Below are 13,041 nucleotides of genomic sequence, written 5' to 3' on the forward strand. Positions count from 1 at the left end.
TGGTCCGTGCCGGGGCGACCTTCGTCAAGGGCAAGCTCGTCGAGCGGCCCGCGGAATCACCGGCGATCGAGGACCAGTCGAGAGCCGCCTAGAAGATCTTGATCCACAGGTCTTGACGATTGCTCGATGCGGCCTTCGACGTGCGGTGGAGCGTAGGAGATTCGACCTGAATTCCTGCTTGCAGATCGGCCCGATCTTCGGGCGCAACTGCCTCGACGTGCGCCAAGGCAGTCCGAGAGTGGTCACGATTTACCGCTGCTGACCGCCCTTAATGGCTCGCTGATGGCCCGACGATCACGCCTTGCGCTCCCGCTTCGATCGATGCCACTCTGACCGGCGTGTACGACGAGAACCTGGTGGGCCTCTGGGACAGTGGGCCCTACGACCTCGGGTACATGGAGACCAGTTGGTTAGGATTTCTGCCGGATGGCCGCGGCTGGAGTGCATGGGCCAACGCCGCCGGTGGCATCGAGGTTGGTCGCTTTCGCTGGCATTGCCCAGAACCAGCAACCCTGGAGTTGCGCTACGAATGGCAGGTTTCCGGTGGTTGGCAAGACCCAGGAGATGCATCTCGATTCGGCTCGATCGACAGCCAAGAGCCAGACCACGAGGTGCTGAAAACCGGCTACGTTGTCAGGCCAGATGTGACGTTCTCGGAGCCGTTCACCGCTCTTCACCTGGAAGAAGATGTCAACTTCTGCTCGGCCTACGGTCTGAAACGGCGTGGGCTCTCACTCCAGGACGACCCTGCCTATCACCTCGCACCATGGCAATAGCCATTCGGGTCATCGCGGACTCAGCCAAGCTCAGCGCTGCTATGACGACTGGGTACACACCTGGAGCGATGGGATCCGCTTCGGAGGAGCGTGTGGGCCTCTGAACCTCGGTGAGCTGTTGGAAGCATTTCGCGACTTTGCCGGCACAAGTTCCTCATGAGTAGGCAGGATGTGAGCAATGGGTCGGCGGCGCGGGGACGACTGGCAGGCCAGGTCGCGGCGGCTGTACCCACTGTCCGCGCACGCGGTGCTGACGCGGCCCGTCGGGGGTGCGTGGCCGGGCGGGAACCCGTTCATGTGGGAGTTCGTCTACTGGCGCGCGCTCGCACGTGACGGGGTGGCCGCTCGGCTGCTCGGTCTCGTGGTGCCGGTCGTGTGCGCCACTTGCAGCGCGGTCTGCCGGTTCGTGTACGACGACCTCGACCTGGTTGTGCTCGCCGTCCTGCTGGTGGCCGGGCCTGGCATCTTGCTCGCGCCCTCGTACCTCGCGAGTTTCCTGCTGCGGCGCCCGTACTGGCAGCCAGGTGTGGTGAGCCTGATGCTGCTGGGCTTCGCGGTGGGGTTTCCCCTGATGTTCCTCGCCCAGACGCTCATCGACGACCTGCCGCACAACTCAGCCGCGGCCCTGCTGCTCGACTGGGCCACGGTGCAAGGGCTGTCCATCGCGCTCGGCCCGGTCGCCGCGGCCGTGCTCTGGCTGCCCGTGGGCGTGGCCCTCTCGCGGCGATCGCACCACAGAAGGTGACGCACTGTAACCACCCGCAGGGAAGCCTGCGACGAGAACAAGGCCGAGGCGCACACCATGCTCGCTGATCCAGAGCCGAGCGCGCACCGAGCCGACGCAGTGCGCGACGTCGAGACGAACGCGCTGACGGCGACCGGTCCACTGAGGGGTCAGCTCCAGGCCTGGCGTTCCCGGGCGCGGGGGTCGTCGACCTGGGTCCACTCCGTGTCGATGCGCATGGTCGCCCTGCGCTCGGTGTCGTACGGGTCCCAGCCGGGATTGCCGGTCCTGGCGAACCGGATCCAGGTCTCGTGTACGCGGGTGGCGAGGTCCGCGGGGGTCTGGCCGGGGCCGAGCAGGGCGTTGGGCCCGTTCAGCTCGGGCCGGTCCGCGAGGTCGAAGACGAAGGGCAACTCGACCGCGTGGGTGGCGCCGAGCTCTCCGTCCAGGGCCTGGGAGCGCCAGGCGAACTCGTAGGCGTAGGTGCCGGAGCCGGGATGGGCGGCGTGTGCGCCGGCCAGCGCGCGGCTGCCCGCGCCGAACAGGGCATCGGCCATGATGGCGGAGCGCAGTTCCGCGAAGGACGCCTCGGGGCGCGACCTGCGGTAGGTCTCGATGAGGTACGCCGGATCCGGGTGCGAGCGCGCCGCCGCCTCCTGGACGTCGGCGGCGGTCGAGGTGGCGTACTTGCCCACCGGGACCAGATAGAGGTTCCCCTCTTCGGTGTTGGTGCCGACGAGCAGGTCGACGCCGGCGCCCAGGCCGGCGGCGACGCATTCGGCGGGCTGCGTGTCGAGGACGAGGCTGAAAGGACTGAGTCCGATCAGCGGGTCTGCGTGGGTCTCGGTCCGCAGGTCGATGCCCGCGAGCCGGGAGGCGGCCTCGACCAGGCGTTCGTCGGAGACGCCGGCGAAGGCGGCGACATGGGGCTCGACGCCCAGGGCCGCGGCGGCCGCCTTGGTGACGCGGGCGGCCTGCTCGGTGGTGAACGCGCCCAGGCCGTTGCCGCTCTGCACGATCGCCCGGCGGAACAGGCCGGCGGCCTCGGGGGTGGCGAGGACGCCGCCGACGATGGTCGCCCCGGCCGACTGGCCGAACAGGGTGACGTTGCCGGGGTCACCGCCGAAGACGGCGATGTTCTCCCCCACCCAGCGCAGCGCGGCGACCACGTCGAGCAGGCCGCGGTTGGCGGGCGCCCCGGGGATGTCGAGGAACCCGGCGATGCCGAGCCGGTAGTTGAGGGTGACGAGGACGACGCCGTCACGGGCGAACGCGGAGCCGTCGTACATCGTGGACCGCGTCGAGCCGGCGACGAACCCGCCGCCGTGGACGAACACCATGACCGGCAGCGCGTCACCGCCGGCGGCGGGCGCGAAGACGTTGGCCGTGAGGTAGTCCTCCCCGCGGCTCCAACCGGCACCGAAGTAGGGGGACATGTCCACGCTGCCGAGCTTGCGTTCGGACTGCGGCGCGTTGGGCCCCGGCGCCGTGGCGTCCCGCACGCCGTTCCACGGCTCGTGCGGCTGCGGCGGCGCGAAGCGGCCGGCGCCGCGGGGCGGGGCGGCGTAGGGGATGTTCATGAAGGTGCGGGCGGCGCCTCGGCGCAGGCCACGGACGGCTCCCTGCGCGGTGGTGACGACGAGGTCGGCGTGGTGGTTCATGGTGGTGCCTTTCCTCACGGGCTCAGACCTGCTCGGTGTACGGGGCGAAGGGCGCCCAGCCCTTGATGGCGAACTTGTCTCCCTCGCGGGCGACTTCAGCGGCGCCGTGGCCGCCCAGGTGCGCGGGAATGACCAGGGCGTTGGTGTCGACCGCCCGGCCCAGGAGCTTGCGGCGGGTGGCGCGGGCTCCGGCGGGGTCCTCGCAGAAGCAGCTGTTGGAATCGGGCTCGTGGATCTGGAGCGGGTTGTGCAGCAGGTCGCCGACGAAGAGGGCCCGATCCGATCCGGATTCCAGCGTCAGCACCGACGAGCCCGGCGTGTGCCCCGGGGCGAGGTCGAGGCGCAGGTTGCCGTCGATACGGTGGCGGTCCTCCCAGAGCCGGGTCTGGCCGGCCTCGTGCACGGGGGCGACGCTGTCCTCGAAGACGTTCTGGTTGCCGCGGCCCAGCCGGGGCTTGTGCTCGTTGGCGGGGTTCCAGAAGTCGAAGTCCGCCTTGGGCATGAGGTAGGTGGCGTTGGGGAACGTCGGCACCCAGGTCCGGTCGTCGAGATGGGTGTTCCAACCGACGTGGTCGATGTGCAGGTGCGTGTTGATCACGATGTCTACGTCCTCGGGGCGGACTCCGGCGCGGGCGAGGTTGTCCAGGAAGTCGGTGTTCAGCCGGTTCCACACGGGCGCGTACGGGCGGTCCTTATGGTTGCCGACGCCGGTGTCGACCAGGATGGTCCTGCCCTCGCTGCGCAGTACCCAGGTCTGGATCGCCGAGTTGACGATCCGGGTTTCCGGGTTCAGGAAGTCCGGCACCAGCCAGGAACGGTGGGACTGCCACGCCCCCGCCGGGCTCTCCGGGAAGAACGTTTCGGGCGTCATGTCGACAGGACCGAAGTACTCCCGGACACGGGTCAGCGTGACGTCGCCCAGGGTGATGGTGTCCATGATTGTCTCCAGTTCGATCGGTTCCGTGCTCGGGGTCGCGGCCGAGATCCGTGCGGAGCGGCCGCTCATGACGGATACGGGGGTGCCGATTCCCTGCGGGCAGCCCGCCTGGCTGCGGCCGCGGCGTCTTCAGCATCGGTACGCCGCCGCGGTCGGGTGCGGGGCATCGGGCCGTGTGGTCCTCGCCGGCGGGAACAGGGCCGCCCGGTACGCCTCCGTTCCGTGGACGACCCTGCTCGCCCATGGTGCGCCGGCCGGAACCTGCTGCGGTATGAGTCATGTGACTGCATCTGAACACCAGGTCACGTCCACGGTCCTCGCGCTCATCCGCAGGCGGCACGGCATCGGCCGGGTAGGTGCGGGCGAGACGGCGCGGTGCCGAACGGAGGACCGCCGGAATGTCCCGGGCGGCGCGTACGTTGCAGGCTGGTTGAACGCACAGACTTGAGACCGGCGCCCCGCCCGGTGCGCGGCGAGCTGGACAGCCTGCCGCCGCGGCAGCGCTCTGCGCTCCGGACCGTCCTGGGGCTGGACGAACGCGCCGAGGCCCCCGATGGCGTGCTCGTCGGTTCGGCCGTTCTCACCCTGGTGTCGGCCCTGGCGGCATCGACGCCGCTGCTCATAGTGGTCGATGACGCCCAGTGGCTCGACCGCGCATCGCTGGACGTCCTGTCCTTCGTGGCCCGGCGCATGGACAGTGAACCTGTCACGCTGCTGGTGGGCGTGCGCGCCGCGGCCTCGCTGCCCGGGCTTGACAAGGGCTACGAGCGCCTGGAGATCGCTCCGCTGAGCGGTGAGGCGGCCAACCGGTTGCTCGACCAGCAGCCGACGCCACCCACCGGCCGGAACCGGGTACGCATCCTTCAGGAGGCGGCCGGCAATCCACTGGCCCTGATCGAGCTCGCCCGCGCCGGCGCGGCCCGGCGCTCCGGTGGCAGCAGCGTGGAGGGCCCGCTGCCCGTCACCGACCGGCTGGAGCGGATCTTCGCGGGGCAGACGAAATTCCTGCCGGAGGCAACCCGCCGCCCCCTGCTACTGCTCGCGGCCGCTGATGCGGCAGACGCGCCGACAGCCTCTCGTGGTCTCCCCGAGGTCGACGACAAGGCGTGGGCACCCGCGGAGCGGGCCGGCCTCGTACGCCAGGACGGCCCCCGGATCTCCTTCCGCCACCCGCTCATCCGCTCGGCCGTCTACCATGCGGCCTCCTTCGAGGAACGCAGGCAGGCACATCTCGCTCTCGCGAAGCTGAGCGAGGAGCCCGACCGCCGCGCCTGGCACCTCGCCGCCGCGACCACGCGTCCAGACGAGGACGTGTCGGCCGCCCTGCGGCAGACGGCCGACCGGGCGCGGCGCCGGGGCGGCTATGCGGCCGCTGCCGCCGCCCTGGAGCGCGCCGCGGAGCTGAGTCCGCGCCGCGCGGACCAGGCGCAGTTGCTGACCGAGGCCACCGTCATGGCCGTCTTCACCGGCCAGCTCGGCTGGGTGGAACGCCTGGCCGCCGAGGTCCGCGAGCACAGTGACGACCCGGCGCTGATCAGCAGGGCCTGGCTGGCCACCGGGCAGCTCATGACCCTGCGCCGGAACCACGCGGCGGCCTTCGCCCTGCTGACCCGCATCGCGGACGAGGCGGCGGCCACCCGCTCGCCCCGCGCTCTGGACGCGCTCGCCGCAGCCGCGGTGGTCCGCTACTACTCGGGCGAGGAATCCCAGCGACAGCAGATCGAGAACCTCCTCTCCGCCATACCGCACTCCACCGGCAGGGACACCCTGCACGCCTGGGTGCGGGCCGTCTCCGACCCCCACGGCGCGAGAGCCCGCCTCGCCCCGGCGCTGCCCGGACTCATCGCGGAGGCCAAGGACGACGCCGGCAGCCTGACCGTGCTCGCCGTCGTGGCCTGGATCCTGGACCAGACCGCCCTGGCCGTCAGGACCTTCGACGAGGCGTACGACCGGTGGCAGGCCCGTGGCTCGCTGCCGGACGGTCTGGGAAGCGCCGTCGGCTGGGCCTATCTGGAGCAGGGCCGGTGGTCCGAGACCCGCACGGTGGCCGCCGAGATTTCGGCGGTGGCGACAACGGCCGGGCTGGACCACGCCGAGGCGTGCGTACGTGCGCTCGACGCGACGGTGCTCGCGCTGCTCGGCGAGGCGGCCGACGCGCGACGCGGTGCCGAGCGGGCGCTGGCCCTCGTCGATCCGCTGGAGAGCCGCTCCATCGCGGTCTCCGCCCGCCGGGCCCTGGGCCTGGCGGCAGTGGCCGAGGGCGACTACGACACCGCGTACGCACAGTTCCGCTCCGCCTTCACCGACGACGGCGATCCGGTTCACTACCACGTCTCCTACACCGTCCTGGCCGAACTCGCCGCGTCGGCCGTCCGCCGAGGGCGACGGGAGGACGCCGCCGTACTGCTGGAGCGATCGGCCCGGCACCTCGGCCCCGGCATGTCGGCACGGATCACCGCACTGCTCAACCGAGGCCGGGCCCTGCTCGCCGAAACGGACGACGCGGAGCCGTACTTCCGGGCGGCGCTGGTGGACGACACGGGCGAGCAGTGGCCGTTCGAGCGGGCGCAGACACGGCTGGACTATGGCGAATGGCTCAGGAGGCAACGGCGCATCGCCGAGGCCCGCCCGCTGCTGACCACGGCACTCGAAACCTTCCAGCGGCTTGGCGCGCGGCCATGGATCGAGCGGGCGAAGGCAGAGCTGCGAGCCGCCGGCATCGACGCCGCCAGCAGCGTGGTGCCCGGTGCCCTCACCGAGCTCAGCCCCCAACAACAGCAGATCGTCCAGCTCGCGGCTCGCGGCCTGACGAACCGTGAGATCGGAGACAGGCTCTACCTCTCACCGCGTACCGTCGGCTCCCACCTCTACCGGGTGTTCCCCAGACTGGGCATCACCGCCCGGTCACAACTCCGCGACGTGCTCGACGGCACCCTGTCGGCCAGCGGATACCACGACCGAGTTCCGATCTGACAGATGTGCGGAACGCGACGAAGAGCGACCACATCGGCTCGTCGCCGTAGCTCCCTGACAATAGGCGATCCGGCCGGTAGAACCGAGGCAGCACGGGGCGCGGGCGGTGGTGGAGTCGACGCTGCGCCGGCTATACCGCAGGCAATCCCGCTGATCTCAACTCCTTACTGTAACGCCTTGCTCGTATGACCTTGCAGACCGCTCACAATTAGCACTTTGCAGCCTAGTCATTCTAGACCGCTTCGCGCGTTAATAGGTCCGAGAAGCCGCTATTGCGGCGGCTGAGGAGCTGCCGCCCAACGCCAATCGCGCTACATCTGCGACTGAAATCCTGCCGCAAACGATCTTCTCAAACACGCTCTAACAGACGTCCGTAGTCGCACTCTAACCCACGCCAGCTGCACGGTAGCCGTCGGTCGTCGCTTTGCTCTTGGCTGCAGACCTAAACTGACTGAGCGTAAATCAACAACAGGGATCCATAAGCGTCATGGGCCCTCCACTGTGCCACCCACAACGCTAAGTGCACACAGCAACCCGCTATGTGCATGATATTGAGAAGCGCTTAATGGCACGCCGAGAGGGCGCCATAACAGGAATATGATCAACTAGTCAAGACTTGATCTTGACACTTTCGCGACGAACAATCAACTGACCAGCGAGGTGTGGCCCGATCGTCGGGTGTCTGCGCCTTCCTTGCTTTGGGAGATGCATAGGATGCGCCTCCTAGACATGCCCGGAGGAAAAATGAAAACTCAGATGACCGTAACATCTATTCTGGCCGTCGCATTAGTAGTAACGCCTGGGCTGGCTCAGGCAGCATCGTCTCCCACTCCTCCTGATCCTTCAGCGCAGGCCTCCGACCAAGGCGGACGACAGCAGGTTCTCCTACCCCGAGAGCAGCAGCCCAAGGTGCAACGACCTACCCTCGACAAACTTTCCCGAGAAGCCAAGGCCAACGGCATCTCGCTGCGCGAGGCGCTCGACAGATACGCGGCGGAGATTGTTGCATCCAACCCCTCCGCTCTCGCGGAAACTCCCGATGGACCTGCCTCTGATCCGTCTATCAAGATAGACGGCATCCCATTCGAAGAACTGGTTGACCTTAGCCGACTCGCAGAGACTAAGGGGATAACCATGGAAGAGGCGATCGACCGATACGCATGGATCCCGCAGCTAAACGACGTCTACGCGAAGCTCAATGACGCCTTCCCCGATGCACTGTCGGGAATCAGGTCAATTCATGACGGCCGCGGCGCTCGAATCGGGTTTAAGGGAGAAATCCCGCAGGAGGCTGTTGAGCTTGCGAAGACCCTCCCTGTGCAGGTAGAAATCGTCGGCAATAAGGGGTTCTCTCAAAAAGAGCTTAGAGAAGTTCTCAACTCCCGAAGCCGCAAACTCGGCACACAATCAGAAGTCTCCGAATTCGTGGGGCGTTATGATCTCGACACTGGGATAATTGCCTACGATGTAGCGCTGCAAAAGAATCTAAAAGATCCATCGGTGCGCGACCGCGCGCTTTCCGGTCTGCAGCCAGAAGCTGCCGCCAATCCCAATATTCGAATCCATATAAAATTGAACGACTCCCTGGATTTGCAGCCAACAGATAATTACCTCCGCGGAGGTGCAATTCTCGACGGTACAGACGCCGACGGCAACGGAATTGCCACAGATTGTACCAGCGGCTTCAATATCATCTCGGGATCCGGTGAGAGGGCAACCACAACCGCTAGGCATTGTGCAGACGACGAAGCTTATTTTCGATACAACAACCATCCCTCATATGACACAGGACAAACTACGCTGGGTCGCATGTTCCGTGCGCCAGACTTCGATTTCGCTCGGTATCAGACCGGGAGTACGACCTACACCTATACTCGAACCTTTTACTATGCGCTGAATCGAACGCGCTACGCTCGAGCTGGCGGAACATCTCCCCGCGTCGACGATCCGGTCTGCACGTTCGGTAGAACCAGCGACACTCAGGATGGAGCATATCGATGCGGCATAATCCTCGAGAGCGACGTCGATTACATGATGGAAGGCCGCACTTACCACGGCGGAATCAAAGTGGACATCCATACTAAGGGCGGCGACAGCGGTGGTCCCCTCTTCTACGGGAGCACAGCGTGGGGTATCACATCTGGAAGCGTGGCGAGCGGTATCTCCATCTGGGCAGCGACTGACCGGATCAATGATTCTGGGGGCATGGGCAGCAACTGGAATGTGTGGACATGCCCCACATGTTGACATGAGATAGTAGGGGTCTTGGGCGTGACATCTGCCTGGTTGCAGGTTGCACGCCCAAGTTCTCCCATAGCTACAGGACAAGGAACGGTGATTTTTTTGACACGGCTATGGATGGGCGCTTTGGTGTTAACGCTTGTAAGCTTGGCTGGATGTTCAGAGAAACGAGAAAAAGGGATCATAGTAATTGGTGATGACCCGGTTGTCCTCATCCATGGGGCCGAAACAACGCCGCAGGCAGGTTATGAGCTGAGGTTGGGCTATGACACTGTCAGTAGGTGTCTCAGATTGCTGGGTAAAGAAGGTCAAATCTCTGCGACTCCCGTCTGGCCTACCGGCACAAAGCCTCTCTTGAGGGACGGCAAGCGAGGTGTAACCCTCGAAAAATTCGGTGCTGTATTCGAAGGCGACCAATTAAGCTTAGGCGGCAGTTTCATCTCCGGCGACCAACGCCACCAGTCGGACAGCGAAGCAGTGGCTAGATGCATGAAGGGTCCTGCCGAAAGGGATATCGTCCTAATTGGGCAAGTCGACAGCAAAACGGCCAACTACAGAGGCTGAAAGTCTGAGGTGTCACCTCGCGGTTGCATGCGTACGGCGGGATTCGGGAGTATGCCGGTGGGATGCGTTATCCGGATGGTGGTGGTCTGACCCCGGCGGCGCGAGCCAAGCGTGAGCAGGTCCGCTTGGAGGCTGCCGGGTTGTTCGCCGCGGGTGTGTCACCGCCTGCGGTGGCCAAGAAGTTACGGGTCTCCCGCAAGTCGGCTTATGTCTGGTACAAGGCCTGGCGCACGGCAGGTGCCGAGGCGCTGGAGTCGAAGGGACCGGGTGGGCAGCGCTGCCGGCTTGTGAACGGACAACATGATCTGCCGCTGGGCGGTCGTCGCAGTGCCGTCTGACGGCCAGTAGAAGTGCTGGTGGGTGGCCGTGGGGGGATGGGTCACGAGCTGAGGCTGGTGGCCTTTGATCAAGTCAGCGGAACGACGCCTCTGCCGGCGAGGGCTTCAGCCAGGCGGTGGGATTCGCCGCTGGTCTCGACCATGTGAGCGTGGTGCATGAGGCGGTCGACGGTGGCGGTGGCCATCGTTTTGGGCATGATCGTGTCGAATCCAGAGGGGTGGATGTTGCTGGTGACGGCCAGGCTGCGGCGTTCGTAGGCGGCGTCGACCAGGCGGTAGAAAGCTTCGGCGGTCTCGTGGCTGACCGGGAGCAGGCCGATGTCGTCGACCACGATGATGTCGGAGCGGCAGATCTTGGCGATGGTGCGGGCGACGCTGCTGTCGACTTTGGCCCGGCCGACGGTGACGGCCAGGGTCTCCAGGGTGAACCAGGACACGCGCAGGTCCGCGTCGATGGCCTCGTGGCAGAGGGCTTCCATGAAGTGGGTCTTGCCGCTGCCAGACGGGCCGGAGATCACGCAGTTCTCCCGGCGGCCGACCCATTCCAGGGTGCGCAGCGCGTTCTGGGTGGCCTGCGGGATAGACGACAGTTCGCTCTTCCAGGAGTCGAAGGTCTTGCCGTTGGGCAGGTTCGCGCTCTTTCGGCGGCTGCGCCGGGTGGCGCCATCACGACCGACGACTTCCTCGGTGAGCAGGACGCGCACCACCTCGGCCGGATCCCAGCGCTGAGCGCGGGCGGTGGCCAGGACATCGGGTGCGGCTTTGCGGGCGTAGGGGAAGCGCATCCGGGTGAACAGAGCTTCCAGCTCGGCCGGGACGGGTGGCGCCTTGGGAAGCGAAACGCTCATGTGTAGTCTCCGAGTGTTGTTGGTGGTCAGGCGGCCGAGGTCGGCATGGTGGTTGATGTCGGCGGCCTGGTCATTGCTGGTCGTTGTGGCCTTGGTTGCGGCGGGCCGGGGAGTTTGCGCGGACGGCGGCCCAGGAGGCGGTGCCGGGCTGGGCCGAGTGCTTCTCATCGGCGACCGAGATGGGACCGGCGGCCGAGCTGCGGGCCAGATGGTCGCAGATGGAGGCCAGGTCGGTCTCACCGAAGCGGCCGTTGATGGCGGCCAGGCCGAGCGCGGCATCGACGCGCTCGGTGCCGACCAGCGAGGCCAGTTCGATCGCGCGGGCCATCTTGGCGCGGATGCGGGCCACTCCGGTGGCCGCGGCTTCGATCAGCCAGGCCTCGGCGCCCGGGCCGATGGCCAGGAAGCGTTCCTCGGCTTTGCTCTGTGGGCGTGCTTTGGGCTGGCGTGGTCCGTTGCCACCGGGGTGGTCAGGGTAGTGGGCCTCAACGATACGGGGCCGGCCTGGGGTGGAGAGCTGGTGACGCCAGAGTTCGGCCAGCCCGGTGCCGCTGCTTTGCTGCTCACCGGGGGTGCCGTGCACGCGGCGGCCGACGATGACGAGCTCGTCGCCGTGCACCCGGCACCAGACTTTCCGGCCTTCGTGCCCGGGCGGCACCGAGTAGCGGACATCGCCCCAGCGGACGGTGCGGTCGTCGCCCACCAGGCGTTCCTCGCCCAGCGCCAGTGCGTAGGGGTCGGCGGGTAGTGGGTGCAGGTGGGCGAGTTCTTCCTCGAGCATGTCGGCGGGCAGCCGGTGGGTGGCGCGGTGCGTGCGGTGGTTGATCTGCTCGGCCCAGCGGGCGCAGGCGTCCTCGAGTTCGGCGAAGCTGCCGTAGCTGGAGCGCAGGTTTGTGGTGGTGGGCACCAGATCGGCTTTGGCGATCTTCACGGTATTCTCGACCCCGCCCTTGGATTCGGGGTCGAACGGCTCGCAGGTGTGCACCACGCACCCGTAATGGCGGCCGAGTTCGACCATCTGCGGGTGCCGGACCGGGATCTTGGCGATGTGCTCGACGGTGACCGTGCGCGGGTTGTCGGTCAGCAGATAGGTGGGCGCCCCGCCGATGATCCGAAGCGTCGCGTCCAGGCAGGCGGTCAACGAGCCCAGCGTTTGATCCCAGGCCGGCAGCACCACCCGGAACCTCGACCAGGTCAGCCAGGCGCAGAACAGCTGTGTCCGGCGTCCGGCGATGCGTGGTCCCTCGCCCCAGTCCCACTGCAGCCACATCCCCGGCTCGGGAATCCAGGGCCGGTAGACACGTCGCCGACCCGATCGCCAGGCTTCCTTGATCGCCGCGACGGCCCGCCGGGTGGTCCGCTCCGAACCGCGGAAACCCATCGCGAGCAGGTCTTTGTGGACAACGTCAGCTCGGACCTTGCCGCCTGAGCGCTCCACCTTCTCCTCGATCTTGACGAGGAAGGGGTCGATCGACTTCGGCCGTGACGTCGGCGGCGGCGCGATGCCCCCAGCTTCGCGCATCGCCACATACCGCTGAACAGTCTTGGGATGGCATCCCGCCAACTGCGCGGCCGACCACGTGCACTTGGTCAGGTCGTAGGCCGCGAAGATCTCCATCAGTTCCCGGTCGGATTTGGTCACCCGCGCCCCCTCTCATCGGTCGGAGTGGCAAAGATCCATACCTGCCACTCAAACCCGACAACAGGGAAACGCGACCACCCGACACGGACGCGATCAAGAGATTTACCAGGCCATCGACCAGCATTTCCGATGACCGACAGTCAGCACCCCTATGTCCACCCAGCTGCACAAGCGAGTCCGTCGGCTGGTGGTTCCTGACGTCCGCTTACACGGCTCAGCGCTGCGCAGGTGGAGCGACTGGAGGCCGCGCTGGACGCCGGCCCGGCCGTGTGGGGGTGGAGCGAGGATCAGCGCTGGACCCTGGCGCGCATCACGGTGCTGGTCGGCCGGTTGTTCC

At 66.8% G+C, this 13,041-nt stretch carries 10 protein-coding genes; 6 read left to right on the plus strand and 4 right to left on the minus strand.

The window, feature by feature from the left end; translation table 11 throughout:
* The first annotated feature begins 338 nt into the window (after positions 1 to 338).
* Together ABGB14_RS49780 and ABGB14_RS49785 are read left to right on the plus strand one after the other, a co-directional pair.
* Positions 339 to 776, plus strand: coding sequence for a hypothetical protein (locus ABGB14_RS49780; RefSeq protein WP_347650923.1), 438 nt, complete (start codon positions 339 to 341; stop codon positions 774 to 776).
* A 178-nt stretch (positions 777 to 954) separates the two neighbouring features.
* A complete protein-coding gene (locus tag ABGB14_RS49785) occupies positions 955 to 1,521 on the plus strand; it encodes a hypothetical protein (RefSeq protein ID WP_347650924.1) in 567 nt (188 codons plus the stop codon).
* A gap of 149 nt (positions 1,522 to 1,670) precedes the next feature.
* On the opposite strand, the gene ABGB14_RS49790 is transcribed toward ABGB14_RS49785, so the two are convergent.
* Together ABGB14_RS49790 and ABGB14_RS49795 are read right to left on the minus strand one after the other, a co-directional pair.
* On the minus strand, positions 1,671 to 3,179 hold the full coding sequence (locus tag ABGB14_RS49790; RefSeq protein ID WP_347650925.1) for a carboxylesterase family protein: 1,509 nt from the start codon (positions 3,177 to 3,179) through the stop codon (positions 1,671 to 1,673).
* 4 nt (positions 3,180 to 3,183) lie between these two features.
* Complete coding sequence (locus ABGB14_RS49795; protein WP_347650926.1) at positions 3,184 to 4,098, minus strand: MBL fold metallo-hydrolase; 915 nt, start codon at positions 4,096 to 4,098, stop codon at positions 3,184 to 3,186.
* A gap of 444 nt (positions 4,099 to 4,542) precedes the next feature.
* Here ABGB14_RS49795 and ABGB14_RS49800 point away from each other — a divergent pair, with 444 nt between their 5' ends.
* From ABGB14_RS49800 to ABGB14_RS49815, 4 genes are all read left to right on the plus strand, one after another.
* Positions 4,543 to 7,071, plus strand: coding sequence for a LuxR C-terminal-related transcriptional regulator (locus ABGB14_RS49800; RefSeq protein WP_347650927.1), 2,529 nt, complete (start codon positions 4,543 to 4,545; stop codon positions 7,069 to 7,071).
* Between the two features lie 714 nt (positions 7,072 to 7,785).
* Positions 7,786 to 9,318 (plus strand): S1 family peptidase, encoded by a 1,533-nt coding sequence (locus ABGB14_RS49805; RefSeq protein ID WP_347650928.1) that lies wholly within the window; start codon positions 7,786 to 7,788, stop codon positions 9,316 to 9,318.
* Between the two features lie 111 nt (positions 9,319 to 9,429).
* Positions 9,430 to 9,876 (plus strand): hypothetical protein, encoded by a 447-nt coding sequence (locus ABGB14_RS49810; RefSeq protein ID WP_347650929.1) that lies wholly within the window; start codon positions 9,430 to 9,432, stop codon positions 9,874 to 9,876.
* Between the two features lie 62 nt (positions 9,877 to 9,938).
* Positions 9,939 to 10,214 carry a helix-turn-helix domain-containing protein gene (locus ABGB14_RS49815; protein WP_347650930.1) on the plus strand — a complete coding sequence of 92 codons (276 nt, stop codon included), beginning with the start codon at positions 9,939 to 9,941 and terminating at the stop codon, positions 10,212 to 10,214.
* A gap of 68 nt (positions 10,215 to 10,282) precedes the next feature.
* On the opposite strand, the gene istB is transcribed toward ABGB14_RS49815, so the two are convergent.
* A complete protein-coding gene (gene istB, locus ABGB14_RS49820; protein ID WP_347650931.1) occupies positions 10,283 to 11,062 on the minus strand; it encodes an IS21-like element helper ATPase IstB in 780 nt (259 codons plus the stop codon).
* Between the two features lie 70 nt (positions 11,063 to 11,132).
* Positions 11,133 to 12,704 (minus strand): IS21 family transposase, encoded by a 1,572-nt coding sequence (gene istA / locus ABGB14_RS49825; RefSeq protein ID WP_347650932.1) that lies wholly within the window; start codon positions 12,702 to 12,704, stop codon positions 11,133 to 11,135.
* Positions 12,705 to 13,041 lie beyond the last annotated feature (337 nt).

Source organism: Nonomuraea sp. B10E15 (assembly GCF_039871615.1).
In the GTDB taxonomy this organism is placed as follows: Bacteria; Actinomycetota; Actinomycetes; order Streptosporangiales; family Streptosporangiaceae; genus Nonomuraea.

What these genes read in the sequence shown, in the direction of transcription:
- ABGB14_RS49795 (WP_347650926.1), bottom strand. Translation starts at nt 4,098, where the DNA reads ATGGACACCATCACCCTGGGCGACGTCACGCTGACCCGTGTCCGGGAG.
- ABGB14_RS49785 (WP_347650924.1), top strand. Translation starts at nt 955, where the DNA reads ATGGGTCGGCGGCGCGGGGACGACTGGCAGGCCAGGTCGCGGCGGCTG.
- istB (WP_347650931.1), bottom strand. Translation starts at nt 11,062, where the DNA reads ATGAGCGTTTCGCTTCCCAAGGCGCCACCCGTCCCGGCCGAGCTGGAA.
- ABGB14_RS49815 (WP_347650930.1), top strand. Translation starts at nt 9,939, where the DNA reads ATGCGTTATCCGGATGGTGGTGGTCTGACCCCGGCGGCGCGAGCCAAG.
- ABGB14_RS49805 (WP_347650928.1), top strand. Translation starts at nt 7,786, where the DNA reads ATGCGCCTCCTAGACATGCCCGGAGGAAAAATGAAAACTCAGATGACC.
- ABGB14_RS49810 (WP_347650929.1), top strand. Translation starts at nt 9,430, where the DNA reads ATGGGCGCTTTGGTGTTAACGCTTGTAAGCTTGGCTGGATGTTCAGAG.